This is a genomic window from Flavobacterium sp. PS2 (genome assembly GCF_046250155.1).
GTDB lineage: Bacteria > Bacteroidota > Bacteroidia > Flavobacteriales > Flavobacteriaceae > Flavobacterium.
In genome coordinates this window covers 78,836-100,536 of the sequence record NZ_CP176426.1, presented here as the reverse complement: position 1 = coordinate 100,536, position 21,701 = coordinate 78,836, and the positions used below count along the sequence as shown (strand labels likewise).

Genomic DNA, 21,701 nt, shown 5'->3' with positions numbered 1-21,701 from the left:
AATAATTTACAATTATATAACAAAATATAGCTTAATTGTTATATTTTTACAACATTCATTGACTAAATAATAAACCAAAAAATGATTTTTGACAGAAAAAAACTGACCAACGACCAACTACTAGATTTATACAAGAGAATTTTAAAACCAAGATTGATAGAGGAGAAGATGCTCATCTTAATCCGCCAGGGAAAAGTTTCTAAATGGTTTTCTGGAATAGGGCAAGAAGCAATTTCGGTAGGAGTTACTGCCGCTTTAGATTCCGATGAATACATTTTGCCAATGCACCGTAATTTAGGTGTTTTTACAGGAAGAGATATTCCATTATACCGTCTTTTTTCGCAATGGCAAGGAAAAGCAAATGGTTTTACCAAAGGTCGTGACAGAAGTTTCCACTTCGGAACACAACAATATAAGATTATCGGAATGATTTCGCATTTAGGACCACAATTAGGTGTTGCCGACGGAATCGCTTTGGCTAATAAATTAAAAAAGAATAATAAGGTAACTGCTGTTTTTACTGGTGAAGGAGCAACGAGCGAAGGAGATTTTCATGAAGCATTAAATATTGCTGCTGTTTGGGAATTACCTGTAATGTTTATTATCGAGAATAATGGTTACGGACTTTCGACTCCTACAAATGAGCAATATCGTTGCGAAAACCTTGCTGATAAAGGCGTTGGTTATGGTATAGAAAGCCATATTATAGATGGGAATAATATTCTGGAGGTTTATAACCTTTTATCAGAATTAAAACTTTCGATGATTGAAAATCCACGTCCTGTTTTATTAGAGTTTAAAACATTTAGAATGCGTGGTCATGAAGAGGCGAGTGGTACTAAATATGTTCCGCAAGACTTGATGGATATGTGGGCAGTAAAAGATCCTGTAAATAATTACAAGAACTACCTGACAGAAATAGGGGTATTAACGCCTGAATACGATGAGAAATTACATGCAGATATTAAAACGGACATTGAAGAAAGTTTGGTTATTGCTAATGTAGAATTTGAAATCGAGGCTTCGTATGAAGAAGAGTTAAATGATGTTTATGCGCCATATAGCTATAAAGAAATCACGCCAGATCCTGAAGAAAAAAATATCCGTTTTATAGATGCTATTTCTTCAGCTTTAAAACAATCAATGCAATTACATCCTAATTCGGTTATAATGGGACAAGACATTGCCGAATATGGTGGTGCTTTTAAAATTACGGATGGTTTTGTAGATTTATTTGGAAAAGAACGTGTACGGAATACGCCAATTTGTGAAAGCGCTGTGGTTTCTGCCGGAATGGGACTTTCTATAAATGGTTACAAAGCGATTGTCGAAATGCAATTTGCAGATTTTGTTTCAACAGGATTTAATCCAATTGTAAATTTATTGGCAAAATCACATTACCGTTGGTTAGAAAAAGCTGATGTTGTAGTTCGTATGCCTTGTGGAGGCGGAACTCAAGCAGGACCTTTCCATTCGCAAACCAATGAAGCCTGGTTTACAAAAACTCCTGGTTTAAAAGTTGTTTACCCAGCTTTTCCTTATGATGCCAAAGGGCTGTTAAATGAATCTATCAATGATCCAAATCCAGTTTTGTTCTTTGAGCATAAACAATTATATAGAAGCGTTTACCAAGATGTTCCAACAGATTATTATACAATTCCGTTAGGAAAAGCAGCTTTATTAAAAGAAGGTACAGCTGTTACTATCATTGCTTTTGGAGCTCCTGTTCATTGGGCTCTGGAAACGTTGGCTAAAAATCCTGAAATCTCAGCTGATTTATTAGATTTAAGAACATTACAACCGTTGGATACCGAAGCAATTTTTGAATCGGTTAAGAAAACTGGACGCGTAATAATTTATCAGGAGGATTCTCTTTTTGGTGGTATTGCAAGTGATATCTCGGCATTAATTATGGAAAACTGTTTCCGTTATTTAGATGCTCCTGTAAAACGTGTGGCGAGTTTAGATTCTCCTATTCCGTTTACAAAAGCACTTGAAGATCAATATTTACCAAGAGGTAGATTTGAGAAGGAACTCCTTGATTTGTTAGCTTACTAGAAGGTTCTGAGGGACTAAGATTCTAAGAGGCAAAGGTTTATCTTTAGACGCACCGCAGTGCGTCTAAAGATTTAACGGTTCAATGAAAAAGCCTCAAAGGTTTTCTAAACTTTACACATCCCGTTTCGACGTTTCGCGATCGGGATTATGAACCTTAGCGTTCTTTGCGTATCCCGACGCTTCGGGATTGCGAACTTTGCCTTAACTTCTTTTGCCACAGATTTAAAGATTTAAAGAGATTAAAAACTTAGTGCTCTTTGCGTAAACCCTTGCGAACTTTGCGGTTAAATTTTTCGCCACAGATTAGATTAAAATATAGCCCAGCATAAAGATCATTTTTTATCTTTAGCGGTTTAATACATTATATATGAAAAAACTTTTTATTCCTATTGTTATTGTAGCTCTACTAGTTTCCTGTAATAAAAATGCTAAAACAGGTGATGATAAAGCTTCAAACGAAAAATTTGAGAAATATAAGGATGGTTTTATTACCGACTTATGGAAACTGAATCCTGATTGGGCTGCAAGCCAAGGATATCATAAATTAGATAGCGTTTTGGTTATACCAAATGCCGAAAATCAAAAGAAACAATTGGATTTTGCTAATTCTCAATTAGATTCATTAAAACAATATTCTTTAGAAAGTCTTTCTGATAATAATAAAACTGATTTTTATATGATTAAAAATCAGCTAGAAGGAACACTTTTTAGCATAAACGAACTTAAATCTGGACAATGGGATCCATCAGAATATAATGTTTGTGGCGCTTTCGCAGAAATATTAAACGGAAAATATGATTCATTAGATGTAAGATTGCATAATTTTAATTTGAAGATGAATGCAATTCCTGCTTATTATGAAGCAGCAAAATTAAATATTAAAAACCCAACTCAGGAACATACATCACTTGCAATAGATCAAAATCTAGGAGGAACTTCGGTATTTAAAGAAGATTTAGTTGCCGCTTTGAGCAAAAGTAAATTATCTCCTGAAGAGAAAAAAGCGATTACTACTAAAGCAGACGCATCAGTAAAAGCAATTACAGATTATGCTAATTGGTTGAAAAAACTAGACAATAAAACACCTCGTTCGTTTAGATTAGGATCTGAGTTATATGCTAAGAAATTTAATTTTGATATTGAGTCAGGATATACTGCCGATGAAATTTTTAAAATTGCAGTAAACCATAAAAATGATCTGCATGATAAAATGTTTGTTCTTGCCAATAAACTGTGGTCAAAATATAACGGAACAGCAGTAAAACCAACAGATAAACTGGAATTAATTAAGCAAGTAATCGATAAGATTTCATTACAGCATACAACTCCAGAGAAATTTCAATCAGAAATAGAAAAGCAAATCCCTGAACTTGTTGCTTACGTTAAGGCAAAAGATTTACTTTATATAGATCCATCAAAACCGCTTGTAGTAAGAAAAGAACCTGCTTATATGGCTGGAGTTGCAGGAGCTTCGATATCTGCGCCTGGTCCTTACGATAAAAATGCAAATACGTATTATAATGTTGGTAGCATGGTAGGTTGGACAGCCGAAAATGCCGAAAGTTATTTAAGAGAATACAATGATTATATCTTGCAGATTCTTAACATTCACGAAGCAATTCCGGGACACTACACACAATTAGTTTACAGCAATCAATCGCCAAGTATCATAAAATCTATTTTAGGAAATGGAGCAATGGTTGAAGGTTGGGCGGTTTATACTGAAAGAATGATGCTAGAAAGCGGCTACAAAAACTCAAATGAAATGTGGTTGATGTATTACAAATGGAATCTAAGAACAACTTGTAATACAATATTAGATTATAGTGTACATACTAAAGATATGAGTAAAGAAGCTGCAATAGCTTTACTTACTAAAGAAGCTTTCCAACAACAAGCAGAAGCCGATGGAAAATGGAAGCGTGTAACATTATCTCAAGTTCAGCTTTGTTCTTATTTTACAGGATATACAGAGATTTATGATTTTAGAGAAGCATTAAAGAAAGAACAAGGAACGAAGTTTAACTTAAAAGAGTTTCATGAAAAATTCCTAAGCTATGGTAGTGCTCCAGTAAAATACATAAAAGAGCTAATGACAAGCAAAAAGTAACATACATAAAAAAGCCTTTAGTTAATTCTAAAGGCTTTTTTATGTATGTTACTAAATATGAAAGTATTTTTAAAATGCTTGCGTAAAACTAATAGTCATACGCGTGCCATTTTCTTTTACATAATTCATGTTATTAGACCGCCATTGAGAAATAACAGTATAGTAACTTATCAGGTAAGTAAGTATGTTTTTAAGCAGATATAATTAGTTTTTTATTCAGCATGAAACATACTAGAAATCTCTGATATTTGTTTATTCAGAATGGCTTTTGTAAAAGTTAAATTTGCTTTTGAAGAATCGGCAATTAAGTAAATAAAGTAACTATTATTTTTCGAAATTTTTAAAAACTGATACTGATTCGTTAATGTTATAGTAATATCGTCTATGCTTTGATTCAGTTTTAGAAAATCATTAGCATTTAACTGAGCTCGAATCATTTCTAATGCAAATTTTGATGCTACTTCTATATTAAAGCTATCATTAATTTTTTTTGAATAATATAGATTTCCACTTTTCACATCAATAACACTCAAAGCTACAAATCCGGGCATTTCCCTAGATATATTTTCTCCGAATAATTTTAAAAAATCTGACATCTATAAAAATTTAAGAAGCAAATTTAATTTTTTTCTGCTTCAAATACTACAAAACCTTTTTTATTCTTCTAAATATTTATTAATCTAATAACTGAAAGGCTGAGTACATTAAACACATAAAAAACATAGTAAAATTACTTACAATTCACTTCTTTGTTTTATTAATTTAAGAACGGCTTGAAATATAGTTAAATTCTTATGATTAATGTAATGCTGAAATTGTATTAAACTGTAAATCACATCAAGAGGTAAATTATATTTATCTAACATTAAAAAAAATCACTAACGAATTATATACTAAATAATTAAAGAAATATTCAGATGAAATCTTACATTTTATTCTTTAAAAATTGAGGTATGCTGATTTTTTTTTGTAGCTTCGCAGCCCAAAAACACTAGCAATTGCGATGAAAGTGACATCCAAAAATTTGCTTTACAACTAATTTAAAAATCTTTCTTTTTCATTCTCAAAAGATATGATATTTCTGCATTACTAAATCACTATAATAAATTACGGGATTTTAAATGTCAACCCGAGACAAATAAAACTTAACCTATGAAAAATCTAAAATTGTATTTTACACTATTTCTTTTATTTTTTATTACACCAATACTTTTTTCACAAGAAAATATTTTTGCTGGAATTGAAATTGGAAGTAAAGGAATTAAAATGTCAGTTATTGATGTTTACAACATTAAAAGAGGAGACTTCACCGTCAAATCATTTTGGACAGAAAATGTAGCTATAGCAAAAGGTATTTCTATAGATGGAAATATGGCACTAGTTGATATTGATAGAGCTATTGCAGTTATTACAGCTAACTACAACAAAATGAAGACAACTATGAAAGTGCCTGATGAAAACATTTTTATAGTAGGTTCTTCTGGAGTAGCCATGGCTCAAAACACTCAAATTCTTACCGATAAAGTAAAAGCTGCCACAGGTAAAGATCTTGAGTATATTGAAGTACAAATGGAAGGGAAAATGCTTCTAAAAGGTTGTATTCCTCCTGTTGATTATAAAAATTCTATAATACTAGACATAGGTGGAGGTAATACTAAAGGTGGTTATGTAGATGTTAGTAACAATAACACTTTTGTATTTTTCCCATTATCCCTTAATTACGGAAGTGTAACTCTTACAGAAAGTGTAAAAAAAATAGCTCGTAGTCAAGATATTGATGAATTCAACTCTAAATCATTTAGCTTCTTGCCAATCTTAAGAGAGCAGGTAAATGCGATGTACAAGTCTAGTCCTCAGGCTTTAGATAAAGATAAAGTCTATTTGTCTGGTGGAGCTGTTTGGGCATTTTATACTTTGTATAAAGGTGCTACTAAAGAAACATACAATCAGTTTAAACTTGAAGATGTTATAAACTATGATGCTATCTTAAAAAACAATTTCAAAAAATTTGAGGATCTGGCAAAAACAGATAATGAAGTCAAAAAAGTACTAGAAACATACTCGCAAAAATACTTAATTTCAGGTAGTAATATCTTATTGGTTAGTCTGGAAGCCTTTCCTGATATTAACAATAAAAAATTGTATTTTGCAAAAGAAGGACAAATAGCATGGTTAATATCTTATATTGCTGATCGTTCTAAAAGAGTGAAAAAAATCTACTAAATACAACGAACTCATATTTAATGAGTTATTTACTAAAACCCAAATAAATTGAAATTTTATGGATAAAATATGTCCAACCCCAATTGATAAAGAAGTTAAGTGGGATACTACCAAAACTATTGTAAGTAAGGCAGACTTGTACGGAACTTTAGAGTACGTAAACGACACTTTTTCTAAAGTTTCAGGATATGATGAATCTGAATTAGTAGGTCAGCCACATAATATTATCCGTCATCCCGATATGCCTAAAGTGATTTTTAAAGTCTTATGGGATAATATTAAGATGGGAAGAAAGTTTCACGGTATCATTAAAAACTTAGCCAAATCTGGAGAATATTACTGGGTAATTACTGATTTTGATTATATAGTAAATGAAGATGCAAAAATCACGAAATATATTGCTCGCCGTAAAGCTATTTCGGCTGGAGTAGTAGAAAAAATCGAAGATTTGTATAAAAAACTATCTAAAATCGAACAAGTAAGCGGAATAGAGGCAAGTGAAAAATACTTAACTGGTTATCTTGAAGATCATAATCTTGATTATGTAGAATTGATTACAAAATTGATGATGGATGATTTAAATGAACAAATTAAATTAGAGTCATCTACTGAGGAAATTGAAGAAACTAAAAAAAGTTTCTTTGGTAGGTTCTTTGGAAATTAGTACTTCTTTAAAGTACTCAAAAAAATATATGCCCCAACTAAATATTTTTGAAAATGCTTAACCGTTATTTAGGAAATTTTAAAAATTTCCCAAGAGAAATATGGATTCTTGCCCTAATTACTCTGGTAAATAGAATAGGAGCTGTAGTAGTTCCTTTTTTATCTAAATATTTTAAAGACGAATTAAACTTAAGTTACTCAGAAATAGGTTGGGTTATGGTTTGTTTTGGAATAGGATCTTTATTCGGAACTTTCTTCAGTGGAAAATTATCTGATATTTTTGGGGCGTACAAGGTCATGGTTTTTAGTTTGTTTTCTAGTGGAATAATCCTTCTTTCACTGCAATTTGTAAAAACTTTTGAACTATTATGTCTTTCCATTTTTCTTTTAACGGCAATAGCAGATATGTACAGGCCTGCAATGATGGTAAGTCTAAATAGTTATGTAAATAACGATTCACGACTGCGTGCCTTATCATTATTAAGAATGGCAACCAATGTTGGTCTTGTCGTTGGTCCTGTTTTAGGAGGACTACTAATTATAAATTCAGAGTATAATACCTTGTTTATTGTAGATGGTTTAACTTCTATTATTTCTATAGTAATTTTTGTCTTTTTTGTAAAAGAAAAGAAGCTATTGTATAAGCTTGAAATGAATACTGTAAATCAGGATAAATTTGCACCGCTAAAAGATTTTCCTTTTGTAATGAATTGGATAATTGCTTTAGTAACAGGATATCTCTATTTTCAGGTTTTTTCTATTGTACCCATTTATCATAAAGAAGCATATCATTTAACAGAATTTGATAGCGGAATGTTCCTTGGTTTTAGCGGAGTTATATTTGTCTTATTTGAAATGGTGGTGGTAAATTTTGTTCAAAAGAATAAAATCACTGATCTGGTTGCTATAATGATAGGATTATTATTAATAGGAACTTCATATCTCATGTTGTTCTTAGTACATCAGGCATGGGTATTTTGGATCTTTATGTTTTTAATGTCTTTTGGAAACATGCTAACTTTTGCTTTTGCTAGTGGTTTTGTCATGAATAGAAGCCATAAAAACCTAGAAGGGATATTTATGTCAACTTTTCAAATGAGTTATGGTTTTGCACATGTATTTAGCTCTAAAACAGGTTTGACAATTATTCAAAATTACGATTACAATACAAATTGGATGTTTAATTATATACTTGCATTTGCTACAGCTTTTATTACTTATTTAATTTATTTAGTGGTTAAAAAAGAGCAAAAAAAGGTAAAAGAAGACATTGTGGTTTCTTTTTTTAAGTAATAAATATTCTGGATTTTTGCAATCCATTAAATTAAATGGAATTTAAAAATTTATAAGGAACATTTTACAAAACACGTAAAACTACGCGTACAACTTTGGTTTTAATTATTTTAATTTACTTATGTGTAGTAATGTAAAATACTTTAAAATGAAAAAAGAAATAATATTAGTATTACTGTTAATCACGACTTTAATAAGTTGTAAAAAAGAAGTTGAAAATCCAGCAGACCTTATTTATTTTGGCGGTGATATAATCACAATGGAAGGAGATCAGGCTCAATACGTAGAAGCAATCGCTGTAAAAAGTGGGAAGATTTTATTTGTTGGTTCTAAAGCTGAAGCTGAAAAATTAAAAGGAAGCAATACTGAAATGAGAGATTTGAAAGGTAAAACATTATTGCCTGGATTTATTGATCCGCACAGTCATTTTTTGAGCTCTCTGGCCATGAATTCCCAAGCTAATTGTCAACCAGCACCTGCAGGAGAAGCAAATAGTGTAGAAGGGATTATTAAGGCATTAAAAAAACTGAAAGTGGATAAAAAAATCCCTGATGGTGAAACAATAATTGGTTATGGTTATGATGATAATGCTATGCCTAACGGAAGATTATTGAATAGAGATGATCTAGATAATGCATTTCCAAATAACCCAGTGATGGTAATTCATGTTTCTATGCATGGTGTAGTATTGAATTCTAAATCGATGGCTATATATAATATAAATGACAAAACGCCAACTGTTCCAGGAGGTATAATCGTTAGAAAACCAGGTACAAATGAGCCTTATGGGTTGATTATGGAAATGTCATATCTCCCTATTTTTGCGGCAATGCCAAAACCATCTATAGAAACACAGCTTTCTCAATTAAAAGAAGGACAAATGTTTTATGCAGCCGCGGGAATAACAACTGCACAAGAAGGAGCCACACATATGGGCGAGGTTACAATGTTAGATCGAGGTGCCAAAGAAGGTAAATTGTTTATTGATGTTATTTCATATCCGTTGTTTACAGAAATGGATACTTTATTTAAAGCGTATCCGCCTAAAGTCTTTGGGAAATACAATAACCATTTTAAATTAGGTGGTATAAAAATTACGATTGATGGTTCGCCGCAGGGAAGAACTGCATATTTTACAACACCATACTTAACAGGTGGTCCCGGAGGAGAGACAAATTGGTATGGACAACCCTCATTTAGTCAGGATGAAGGCAATCAACTATTAAAACGTATTTATGATGCAGGTTTGCAATCAGGATTTCATGCCAATGGAGATGCGGCAATTGATATGTGTATTAAAGCTCATGAATTTGCTTCGGCTGGAAATCCAACAAAAGAGCGAAGAACAATTATTGTTCATGCCCAATTTGCCCGAGAAGATCAATTAGATAAATTTGTTGAGTACAAATTAATTCCGTCATTTTATACTGAACATACATACTTTTTTGCTGATACACATATTAAGAACAGAGGTAAGGATCAGGCATTTTTTATAAGTCCTTTTAAAACTGCACTTGATAAAGGACTTCGTCCAACAAATCATACTGATTTTAATGTGGTGCCAATAAATCAGATGTTTGTTATTTGGTCTGCGGTAAATCGTATTTCCAGAGATGGAGTTGTTATAGGAGCTGATCAAAGAATTTCTCCATATCAGGCTTTGCAAGCTATTACAACTAATGCGGCATATCAATATTTTGAAGAAAATAATAAAGGTTCTCTTAAAGTTGGAAAATTGGCTGACTTAGTTATTCTGGATAGCAATCCTATTAAAGTAGCCGCTATGGATATAAAAGGTATCAACGTAGTTGAAACCATTAAAGAAGGGAAAACCATTTTTGGAAAATGATTTGTAAAGAATATATAAAAAAACAAACTCCAAAGTCATTTGATTTTGGAGTTTTTTTGGTTTTGAAATTTATTTTGAAAATATCTTAACACTTGATAGATGCACAACTAAAAAAAACGGGAGTCTTTTACAAAATTCTATTGGCTTCAAACTATTTTGCTTCTGTCAGATTCATAATCCAATTTGTTATTAAATCCTTTGCCTGTTCTATGTATTGAAATTTGTTTCCAAACATATTAACTCCTTTAATTCCCCAACCGTGATCTCCCTGAGGAAATATAAATAAACTTGAATCTATCCCATTGTTTCTAAGTGCTTCATAATACATTATGCTATTAATGGGAGAAACAATGGTATCGTCATTACTTGTCAATATCAATGTAGGCGGGGTAGTTACAGACACTTGGTTTTCACAAGAAAATGCTTCGATATCCTCTATTGATGGTTGATTTCCTAAAAAATTTTCTCTGGTATTTATTTGTGTATTACTATTCATGGTAATAACCGGATAAAATAAAATGGAGAAGTCTGGGCGGTATTCCATACCATTTTTAGAGGATAAGGTAGAGACTAATGCTGCAAGATGTCCTCCGGCAGAAAACCCAGCTATACCAATTTTGTTATCATCTAAATTTAATGTTTTTGAATTTCTACGTACATAACGTATTGCTTCCTTGACATCATCTAGAGGAATTTCTTTGTTTGCGTTTGGCATTCTATACTTTAATACGATTGCCATAATACCAATTGAGGATAACCATTCTGCAAAATCATATCCTTGAGGCGTAATTGCTAAACCTGCATAAGCGCCACCTGGGCAAATAATAATTGCCCTTCCACTATTTAAGGAAGGGGTAGGAGAATAGATAATAATCTCCGCTTGTGTAATATTACTGATTTCAATAACCTCATTAGGATGCAAAATTTCATTACCGATTAAGCCACTATTTGTTGGCATATTGTTATTCCAGAGATTAACTCTTTTAATTGTTTCCATTTTTTATAATTACGTATTATTTATTTGCTAATGCAGCTCTTACTTTAGGAGCAATTTTTGTCCCGAATATTTCAATAGATTTCATAATATGACTATGAGAAGGCGCTCCTACATCCATATGAGCTGTAAAACGAGTCATTCCGTATAGTTTATGTGAATACAATATTTTATCTATAGCTTGGTTTTCATCTCCTACAAAAAGAGCAGCTTCTCTTGATCTTCCATAATCAAATTGGTTTTGACTAAAAGGCGACCATCCTCTGGTTTTCCCTATCCTATCCATTTGAGCAGCATATAATTGGAAGTAATATTTTGCTATGTCATTAGCATCATTACCAAATAGCGAATGAGAAAACATACCCACTTGAAATTTGGACATATCATGACCAAATGCTAAATAAGTCTCTTTATAAAACTCAAAAAGGGGTTTAAAATTAATTAAAGGAGTTCCTGCCACAATTGCAAAAACTAATGGCAATCCCAAACGACCTGCACGTTCTACAGACGCGGGAGTTCCTCCAGCAGCAACCCAGACTTTTAGGCTATTATTAACTGCTCTGGGAAGCACCAGCTGATCTTGCAAATCTGGGCGGAATTCTCCCCTCCAGGTAATCTTTTCTTCATTATTGATTCTAAGCAGCAAGTCTAATTTCTCCTCATACAAAAGGTTATAATCTTTTAGATCATAGCCAAATAAAGGAAAAGATTCTGTAAAGCTTCCTCTGCCGGCCATCAGTTCAGCCCTGCCATTTGAAAGCAAATCGACTAATGCAAAATTCTGATACAATTTAACGGGATCCGAAGAGCTTAAAACAGTCACAGAACTTGTCAATTTTATATTCTTTGTTACTATCGCTGCAGCAGCAAGTACAATCTCAGGACTTGATACTGCATATTCTTTTCGATGATGTTCCCCAATTCCCGCAAGATCTAAACCTACTTCATCAGCAAGTTTTATTTCTTCAATTAATTCTTGTAAGCGCACTTGCGCAGATTGTATTTTGCCAGTAGTAGGGTCAACATGTAAGTCCCCAAAAAGGCTAATTCCTAATTCCATATAAAGTATTATTATTATTATTAAAAATGCTGTTAAGTAAGATTTATTACTGTATTATCCTCTTTTTTGTTTCCATACCTCTAAGTAATCATACGTTAGATATGCTTCGGAATTAAAGGCGCCCCAAGCTCCTTTTTCGATGGCAAGATTTACTTCTCGTAATTGAGATGGAGCAAATCTGAGTGTGATTAAATGTCCAAGACCAACCAATACATTCCAACTCAGAACTTCTACATTAGGAGAAGGGAAAATTTGCCAGAATTTGTTATCCTCCAAAATCTCAGAAATACTATCGAGATTTTTGTCTTGTTGATGCTTTAAGATGTAGCTAACTACTATTTTATTATTTTCTTCCATTTTTATTATTTTTAAATATCACTTATTAGAACGAACGTTCTATTTTAAATCAAAAAAATATGGAGATTGTTTTATCTCCATTAAATAAACTTATATGCTTTGATTATTAATTATATAAATATCATTTTAAACTTTCCAAAATACGTTCTGCCATTGCTTCGACCATCATTCTATCATTAAATAAAGACTGCATTTGCCAAAGTCCTGCAAAGCTTCCAACAATAAATTGAGCAGATTTTAATGCATTTTTTTCTGTTGAAATCTCACCAGCTTCCTGTGCTTTTATAATAAGATTCTGAAAAATTATAATTAGTTTTTGAGTATGTTGTTTTAATAAATCTCTCATGCTTTGATCAAGTGGAGCCAGCTCAAATGAGGATTTAACAATCATACAAATTTTCTCCTTTTCAAACGAACGTTCAATTGCTTTTGATATAATGCCTTCTATGGCTTTTTTGGGTGATTTTTCTAATTGAGCAATGCTATTAAATTCACCATATGTTTCGATTGCATAGCTTTCAAGACTTTGAATAAACAACTCATGTTTATCTCCATAAGTATCATACATACTTCTTCTATTAACTTGCATTTGGTCTACCAAATCTTGTATAGAAGTTACATGATATCCTTTTTTCCAAAAAAGATCTCTAGCTTTTACTAGTTTTTCTACTGGGTTAAATTGTTTATTTCTTGACATAATGTGGCAAAGTTATATAATTAGAACGATTATTCTAATATAAATTAAAAATATTTAGCGCTTCACAGCTAGCATTGGTTCTGTTTATAATTGTAGGAAGAATTTATCTCAATACGGTTACTGGTTTTAAGAGCTAATTTGTCAATTACTTATGCTTTAATAAAGCTCTCTTGAAGGATTTTTTTTGCATCATTTAAAAATAAAAAAAGAAGATGATAATTACTTTTTTAAACTGCTCATTAACATAATCTACGAAGATATTAAAACAGGTATTTTTACGTGATAGTATATAATTTTCTTTTTTTAAATTTGGTAATTACTTAGTTATCAATAGTTTGTTTCTTTGTTGGACTTATTTTTAATACAGAAACTAACCATTAAATTTTTACGGAGTTAATAAAACATTATATCCCAATAAGGTAATTTTTTGGTTTAATAGCAGGACTTAGACTTCTTCTTAAGAACTTTTTTTAAACCATTTAACCCTTGTAATTTTTATCATTTTTATTAGATAAATAACATATAATCAGTGTATTATTTGTCATTAGAGAATTATATAAGAATCAATGACAATAAATTGAACAGCCAAGACAACACATTAGTAAAGTATAAAGTGTTGTAATCTCACCTACAAGTCGATAAAGTTACCCTCATTTGCTTTTGCCTCAACGCATTAAATAATAAGAAATGAAAGAACAGACTAAAAACAACTCTAACAATGAATTTCTCCAAACTGATGGAGGAAAAACTAAATCCAATGCAATAGAGGTGCCGTCAATTTCTTTACCAAAAGGAGGTGGCGCTTTAAAGGGAATTGATGAAAAGTTTACTGTTAACGCTGTAAATGGCACATCTTCATTTTCAATTCAACTTCCGTTTTCATCTGCAAGGGGTACATCACCTTCATTAAGTCTTTCTTATAATTCAGGTACCGGTAATGGTATTTTTGGATTAGGTTGGGGGCTAAGTTTAGGGTCAATTAAACGTAAAACAGACAAAGGACTGCCTCAATATCTTGATTTAATTGATTCGGATACTTTTCTATTTTCGGGTGCGGAGGATTTAGTTCCTGAATTTACAAAAGATCCGGATGGAAGTTTTCAGTTAGATGTTAATGAAGACTATATTATACACGAAAGAATCTCATCTGACGGACTATTTATTATAAGAAATTATAAACCCAGAATTGAAGGTCTTTTTGCCCGCATTGAACGCTGGACAGAAAAGGAGACTGGAAGAATTAAATGGCGGGTAATTTCAAGAGATAACGTTACGACTCTTTTTGGATGGACTAATAATTCTATTATTACAAATCCAAAAGACCTGACAAAAATTTTTGAATGGTTTCCTGAATTTGTATTTGATGATAAAGGAAACTGCACTCAATATATTTATAAGAAAGAAAATGAGATTGGTTTTGATGATTCTTTATTGCATAACAAAAACCGATTTAAAGACGGTAAAATTACGTACACCAATCTTTATTTAGAAAAAGTTTTATATGGTAATAAAACACCCTACAAAAAATTTGGTGATGCATTCCCAAGTGAATCTGATTATTTGTTTTCAACAGTTTTCGATTATGGAGAGTATAATGATGTCGCACCTTTCAATAAAATAAAAGATTGGACCTTCAGATTAGATGCTTTTTCAGATTACAAATCAGGATTCGAAATTAGAACGACAAGGTTATGCAACAGGATATTACTATTTCATCATTTTACCAATTCCAATGAATACGAAGGTTTAGTAAAATCCCTCAATATAGGATATGACCTTGCAACGGAGCAGGATTTTACATTTCTGAAATCCATAACTTCAATCGGCTATATTAAAAAAGGGGATGGTTCCTATTCTTCTAAAAAGATCCCTCCTATAGAGTTCGACTATCAAAGGCATGAATGGAATGATATTGTTAAATCCATAGATGCAGGAAATTTAGCTCATGCACCATCAGGCTTGGATGAACAGCAATATCAATTTACCGATTTATTTAATGAAGGATTGTCGGGTATTCTAACAGAACAAGCCAATGGATGGTATTATAAACACAATCTGGGAGATGGAAAATTTGAACATGCAAAATTAGTCTCCCCTAAACCTGCTTTTTCAGGATTGGGTAGTAGGATGCAACTAGTAGATTTAGATGCAGACGGTGGTAAACAACTAGTCAGTTTCAATACCGAACCTAAAGGTTATTTTGAATTGGATGACGATAATGCATGGCAGGGATTCCGCTCGTTTAAGGCGATTCCAAATATTGATTTTAACGATCCCAATACTCGAATGCTGGATCTGAATGGTGATGGAAAACCCGAAGTAGTTATTTCAGAAGATCAGGTTTTTACATGGTATGCTTCTGAAGGTAGAAATGGTTTTTCAGCTGCACAAAGAGCACCTAAATCATTTGATGAAGAAGCTGGACCGCATATTGTTTTTGCCGATGCAAAGCAAACGATTTATTTAGCTGATATGTCAGGTGATGGTATGACAGACATTTTAAGGATTCGAAATGATGAGATCTGTTATTGGCCCAATATGGGTTACGGAAAATTTGGTGCAAAAGTAGCGTTGGATAATCCACCAATTTTTGATAGTGAGAACGATTTTAACCTTTCCTTTATAAAACTCGCAGATATTGATGGTTCTGGAACAACAGACATCATCTATTTGGGTAAAAACAAATTTACTTGCTGGAAAAACCTAAGTGGCAACCGTTTTAGTACAACTCCGTTTGAGATAGACTCCTTTCCAGAAATCGATTCCCATGCTAAAATTACTGTAACTGATTTATTAGGCAATGGCGTTGCGTGTATTGTATGGTCCAGCATATTATCAAAAAACACTCCCTCTCCATTAAAGTATATTGACCTAATGAACAGTAAGAAACCACACATCATGGTTTTCTATAAAAACAATTTTGGGAAAGAAGTATCATTAGAATATACACCCTCGACTAAATTTTACATCGAAGATAAGTTAGCAGGAAAACCTTGGATAACTAAATTACATTTCCCCGTACATTGTGTTTCCAAAACCACCACCGAAGATAAAATATCAGGCTACAAATTTGTAAGTGAATACAAATACCATCATGGCTATTATGATCATTCAGAAATGGAGTTTAGGGGTTTTGGTATGGTTGAACAAATTGACACCGAGAGTTTTGAACATTGGAAAAAGAGTAATGCCACTAACATTGTAGAAAAATCATTGCATCAGGAGCCAGTCGTTTCCAAAACCTGGAATCATACCGGGGCTTTTTTAGAAAAGGATAAAATTCTGACTCAATTTTCGAAAGAGTACTGGTATGAAGAAATGTCTCGCAATGGATTTGATGTTATTCATCATGAAATACCTCTGACAGATGCCCGATTGATAACCGCTCCTGAGGTTCAGCCAACTATACTTAATCACCTTTCTGCTCAAGAATGGTGTGAGGCACTCCGAGCCTGTAAAGGCATGAGTTTACGCTCTGAAATTTTTGCAAAAGACGCTATTAATTTTGAAAACACAGCTGAAGCAAAAAGAAAAGAGCTTATTCCTTTTTCTGTAGCTTCACATAATTATGTTATTGAATTACTACAGCCCAAAGGAAAAAACAAACATGCCATTTTTATAGTTAAAGAAAATGAAGCTATAACTTATAACTACGAACGAAACCCTGAAGATCCGCGAATTGCTCATAACTTAAACATTAAATTAGATAAATACGGCAATGTATTAGAGTCCGCTGCGGTTGTCTACCCGCGATTGTTAACAGATGTAACTCTTCCTGTCGAAACACAGCAAGAGCAAAATAAAACTGTTATTATCTATACACAAAATCAATTTACAAATGATGTCATTAATGCTGATACACTTCGATTGCGATTGCCTTCAGAGGCAAAAACATATGAACTAAAAAATGTGCCAAAAGCAAATGCATTTTATATACCCAATGATTTTAATGAAATACTCACCGAAGTAAAATCAGCAATAGCTTTATATCATGAAATAGATAAACCAACAATCCCTGGTTTATCACAAAAACGATTGATAGAACATACCAAAACGATTTACAGAAGCAATGATCTGAAAAGTGCTTTGGCTTTGTATAAATTAGAATCCTTAGCCATGCCGTTTGAGAGTTATCAGTTGGCATATACTCCCGATTTATTGCAACATATTTACCATGAAAAAACAGACGATTGGGCACTACAAAATTTAATGTTAGAAGGCAAGTTTACTCACGCATTAAATGAAAGTGGTTTAGAAGATGCCAATTGGTGGGTACGTTCTGGTACGATACAATTTCTAGCAGATGTAGAAGCTGTGATAGATGCAAGCAAAAGATTTTATGTCCCAATATCTTACACAGATCCTTATGGAGCCCTAACAAAAGTAAAATACTATGGGAATTATTTTCTGTTTATAGAAGAAACCGAAGACGCAATAGGGAACATGGTTAAAGTGAATTTATTTAATTTCCGAACACTATCGCCTCAGCGGATGAGTGATATAAATACCAACTTATCAGAAGTAATAACAGATGAATTAGGTTTGATAAAAGCTGTTGCAATAATGGGTAAGGGAAATGAAGCGGATGAATTGACCGATTTAACCGAAATAACAGATGCAGCCGAATTAATACTGATTAATAACTTCTTTCAGGCTCCCGATTCTGTTGATTTAACCAATATTGGGAAAGACTTATTGAATAAAGCAACGTCAAGATTTGTTTATGATTTTGATACTTATATCAATTCCGGTAAACCTGCTGTATTAGCGTCAATAAGTAGAGAGCAACATTATAAGCAAGATAACAATTCACCAGTTCAAATTGGCTTTGAATACTCCAATGGTTTAGGTGAAGTAATAATGAAGAAAGTACAGGCAGAACCTGGACTTGCCAAAAAGGTTATTGTGCTTCCGGATAATACGATTACTATTTCGGAAACAAATACATCAGCAAGTCTACCTAAACAACTTCGTTGGATCGGTAATGGCAGAACCATCAAAAACAACAAAGGCAAAGCTGTAAAACAATATGAACCCTATTTTTCGGTAACACATCAATTTGAAAATTTAAAAGAATTGGTCGAAACTGGAGTAACACCCATCATGTATTACGATGCAGCTGGACGATTGATAAAAACAGAAATGCCAAACGGTACATTGTCAAAAGTTATTTTTGATAGTTGGAAAGTAAGTATGTATGATCCTAACGATTGTGTATTGGAAAGTGAATGGTATAAAAAAAGGACAGATTCTACCCATCCAGAATTTATCAATGATCTCAAAGAACAACAAGCAGCATTAAAGGCCGAAAAACATGCCGATACTCCCAGTGTTCAATGTTTTGACACATTAGGAAGACCAATTCTGTCAATTGAAAATAATAAAAATGGAGTAACAGGTGTCGACGAATTGCAATATACACGTGTAAAATTAGATACCGAAGGAAACCTGCATTACGTAACCGATGCGCGTGGTAATATAGTAATGCGCTATAAACATGATATGCTGGGTAGCAAAGTATATCAACAAAGTATGGATGCAGGACAGCGCTGGTTATTAATAAATATTTTAGGTAAACCGTTACGTACTTGGGACGAACGCAATCATGAACTACACTATTTTTATGATACACTACAAAGACCCTTATACAATAAAATTATAGGAGGTGATGGCGATGTAAGTTTAAATCACCTATTTGATAAAATAATTTATGGAGAAACACAACCTAATGCGCAACTCAAAAATTTAAAGGGACAGGTTTGGAAACATTATGATACCGGTGGTGTAATAGAAACGCCAAGCTATAATTTTCAAGGTAAACCAACAAGTACCAAAAGAACACTTTTTAAAAAATATAAAGAAGTTGTGAATTGGATCGATGATAATTTGGTCGATGATTTAGAAAATCAATCTTTTACTTTTATTACAGAAATTGATGCCTTGTCACGTATTACAAAACAAATTGCGCCTGACGGTAGTGTTATTACACCTTCTTACAACGAATCTGGTTTATTAGATGGAGAAAGCGTATTACATCCCGATAATGTATTATCAAATACCTACATCAAGAATATTGATTACAATGAAAAAGGCCAACGTAATAAAATTGTTTACGGAAATAATGTAACCACTAAGTTTTATTACGATAAAGAAACGTTTCATTTAAAACGTTTGGAAAGTAAACAGAATAATACCCCTTTGCAAGATTGGTTTTATACTTACGATCCAGTTGGGAATATTACCCATATAGAAGACAGAAATATACCTGTTGTATTTTTTAATAACCAAAAAGTGACGGGTATTTCAGAATATACCTATGATGCATTATATCGATTAATAACAGCAAGCGGGAGAGAAAATAATGCTGCACTAACACTCAATGGGCAAGACAATTGGAATGATACTCCTTTTATGCACCAATTAAATCCTGGTGACCCAATGGCAGTTCGAAATTATACTCAAAACTATCGTTACGATAAAGTAGGGAATATGATGCAGATGAAACATGTTGCAGCGGGTAATAATTGGACACGCGAGTATACCTACGAAACCAGTAATAATCGTTTAAAAATGACACAGGTAGGTAGTGAAATGTTTACTTACCCACATCATGTACAGCACGGTTTCATAACCACATTACCTCATTTGCAGGAAATGGGATGGAACTACAAAGAAGAATTAATCAAGACAATTAAACAAAAACGTACCGATGGCGGTACACCGGAAACGACGTATTATCAATACGACGGACAAGGACAACGTATTAGAAAAATAACAGAGAACACTGCCAACGAAGGAGAAACACCAACATTAAAAAACGAACGCATTTATGTATCGGGTTATGAATTGTATAAAAAGCATAGTGGTGCCGATGCCGGATTAGAAAGAATTAGTTTGAGTTTAATAGATAAAGGGCATCGTTTTGTAATGGTAGATATGGAAACTAAACCTAAATATATTTTGGGCATTCCCTTTGGCAGAACATCGATTGAATTTACTACACGTTACCAGTTATATAATCATTTAGGATCTTCTGCCTTAGAACTTAACGAAACTGGTGATATTATCTCTTACGAAGAGTATCATCCCTATGGAACAACCGCATATCAAGCTATAAATGCATCTATTAAAGCGGCAGCTAAACGCTATCGTTATACAGGCATGGAGCGTGATGAGGAAACTGGGTTGGAGTATCACAGTGCCCGGTATTATTTGCCCTGGTTAGGCAGGTGGATGAGTAGTGATCCTATTGGGATTGGGGATGGCGTGAATTTGTATGCCTATTGTAATGGCAACCTTATTATAAAAAATGATAAAGCAGGAACAGATGGATGGGATTTCTTAGAAGGTATTGCAATAGGCATTGGAACTGGTCTTGTAGTTGCTGCTGTAATTGCGACTGCCCCTATTACTATACCTGCTTCTGTCGCAACAGGTTTAGTTGTTGCTGGTGTTGCAGTAACTACTGCAACTGTTGTTCAATCTGCTAGACAAAGAGATTTATTTAATAATGAAATAACTCCTGCACAGGCAGATAGACAAATGGGCATGGCCTTAGGAGGGATTGTTGTTGGCGCTGCAGCTGGTCCAACTTCTACTCTAATGACTGAAACTGCCGAATCTTTTGCTATTCCGGGCATGGTCTTAGCAGAAGGGGCACTTGTAACTGGAGCAGCACCAGCAATTCCAGCAGTAGTGTCTGCTGCTCCTGGAGCAATTACAGCAACTGCAGGGCCTATACTCATGTCGATGAGTGGAAATGGAGGTTCAAATGAATCTGGTAATAGAAGTAGTTCCTCAACCAGTAGAGGAAGTTCTTCTGGCAGTAGAAGTAGTCGATTACAGAATCAATTACCTGAAAGATTACCTGAAGAATTAGCTGCTGCTGAAAGTGTTGGCGTTAGACCAGAAATTGCCACAGCTGAAACCATAGAATCAGCTACTTTAGCATCAGACGTTGGAAATATTAAATGGGTTCTAACTGAAGAAGGGCAGTTAATTGTTGCTCCTCATACAGTTGAAGGAGTTGAAATTTCTCATGCTGTTCTTGCTGAAAATCAAGCTATTATAAGTGCTGGTGAAGCTAATATTGCAAACGGATCAATTGGACTTGATATTTCTAATAGTAGTGGACATTTTATGCCTCCAAATAGTACATTGAGTTCAGCATTAAGTGCATTCGAAGAAAGTTTAGGGATATGTTTTGATCCATCAAGCATAACATTAGTGGGAAGATAAACTTAAAGATATTGAATTTAATATTCTAAATTATTTAAACTAAATGCAAAGCTATTAATAGAATCATAATTATTTTTTGAATTAAACAAAAAGACAATCCATTCTTTATAGTTCATTTTGTGTATCAATCAAAAAAAAATAAAGAATGTAATGACCTTA

12 protein-coding genes are annotated in these 21,701 nt (G+C 33.1%); 7 read left to right on the top strand and 5 right to left on the bottom strand.

All coding sequences use genetic code 11. The features are described 5' to 3' along the window. Positions 1-81: 81 nt before the first annotated feature. Positions 82-2,058 (top strand): thiamine pyrophosphate-dependent enzyme, encoded by a 1,977-nt coding sequence (locus tag ACJ6WR_RS00335; protein WP_409416722.1) that lies wholly within the window; start codon positions 82-84, stop codon positions 2,056-2,058. Between the two features lie 367 nt (positions 2,059-2,425). Further along, on the top strand, positions 2,426-4,168 hold the full coding sequence (locus ACJ6WR_RS00330) for a DUF885 domain-containing protein (protein ID WP_409416721.1): 1,743 nt from the start codon (positions 2,426-2,428) through the stop codon (positions 4,166-4,168). Between the two features lie 212 nt (positions 4,169-4,380). Here the strand turns inward: ACJ6WR_RS00330 and ACJ6WR_RS00325 are convergent, their stop codons facing one another. Then, positions 4,381-4,764: a hypothetical protein gene (locus ACJ6WR_RS00325; RefSeq protein WP_039114132.1), complete on the bottom strand. Its 384-nt coding sequence runs from the start codon at positions 4,762-4,764 to the stop codon at positions 4,381-4,383. A 556-nt stretch (positions 4,765-5,320) separates the two neighbouring features. Here ACJ6WR_RS00325 and ACJ6WR_RS00320 point away from each other — a divergent pair. The 4 genes from ACJ6WR_RS00320 (at position 5,321) to ACJ6WR_RS00305 (ending at position 10,196) form a co-directional block, all read left to right on the top strand. Further along, complete coding sequence (locus ACJ6WR_RS00320; RefSeq protein WP_086895042.1) at positions 5,321-6,391, top strand: exopolyphosphatase; 1,071 nt, start codon at positions 5,321-5,323, stop codon at positions 6,389-6,391. Between the two features lie 58 nt (positions 6,392-6,449). Next, the gene (locus tag ACJ6WR_RS00315) at positions 6,450-7,055 is read left to right on the top strand and encodes a PAS domain-containing protein (protein ID WP_039114129.1); all 606 of its coding nucleotides are present in this window, start codon (positions 6,450-6,452) and stop codon (positions 7,053-7,055) included. 53 nt (positions 7,056-7,108) lie between these two features. After that, entirely contained in the window at positions 7,109-8,347 is a 1,239-nt protein-coding gene (locus tag ACJ6WR_RS00310; protein WP_039114128.1) for an MFS transporter, read from the top strand. Between the two features lie 148 nt (positions 8,348-8,495). Continuing rightward, positions 8,496-10,196 (top strand): amidohydrolase, encoded by a 1,701-nt coding sequence (locus ACJ6WR_RS00305; protein WP_409416720.1) that lies wholly within the window; start codon positions 8,496-8,498, stop codon positions 10,194-10,196. 151 nt (positions 10,197-10,347) lie between these two features. On the opposite strand, the gene ACJ6WR_RS00300 is transcribed toward ACJ6WR_RS00305, so the two are convergent. From ACJ6WR_RS00300 to ACJ6WR_RS00285, 4 genes are all read right to left on the bottom strand, one after another. Beyond that, the gene (locus tag ACJ6WR_RS00300) at positions 10,348-11,154 is read right to left on the bottom strand and encodes an alpha/beta hydrolase (protein WP_409416719.1); all 807 of its coding nucleotides are present in this window, start codon (positions 11,152-11,154) and stop codon (positions 10,348-10,350) included. Positions 11,155-11,209: 55 nt separating this feature from the next. Then, a complete protein-coding gene (locus tag ACJ6WR_RS00295; protein ID WP_409416718.1) occupies positions 11,210-12,250 on the bottom strand; it encodes an LLM class flavin-dependent oxidoreductase in 1,041 nt (346 codons plus the stop codon). A gap of 54 nt (positions 12,251-12,304) precedes the next feature. Further along, positions 12,305-12,607 (bottom strand): hypothetical protein, encoded by a 303-nt coding sequence (locus tag ACJ6WR_RS00290; protein ID WP_052259462.1) that lies wholly within the window; start codon positions 12,605-12,607, stop codon positions 12,305-12,307. 121 nt (positions 12,608-12,728) lie between these two features. Next, on the bottom strand, positions 12,729-13,304 hold the full coding sequence (locus tag ACJ6WR_RS00285) for a TetR/AcrR family transcriptional regulator (RefSeq protein WP_039114125.1): 576 nt from the start codon (positions 13,302-13,304) through the stop codon (positions 12,729-12,731). Positions 13,305-13,991: 687 nt separating this feature from the next. Between ACJ6WR_RS00285 and ACJ6WR_RS00280 the strand changes: the two genes are divergently transcribed. Continuing rightward, positions 13,992-21,542: a SpvB/TcaC N-terminal domain-containing protein gene (locus tag ACJ6WR_RS00280; RefSeq protein ID WP_409416717.1), complete on the top strand. Its 7,551-nt coding sequence runs from the start codon at positions 13,992-13,994 to the stop codon at positions 21,540-21,542. The last annotated feature ends 159 nt before the right edge of the window (positions 21,543-21,701 follow it).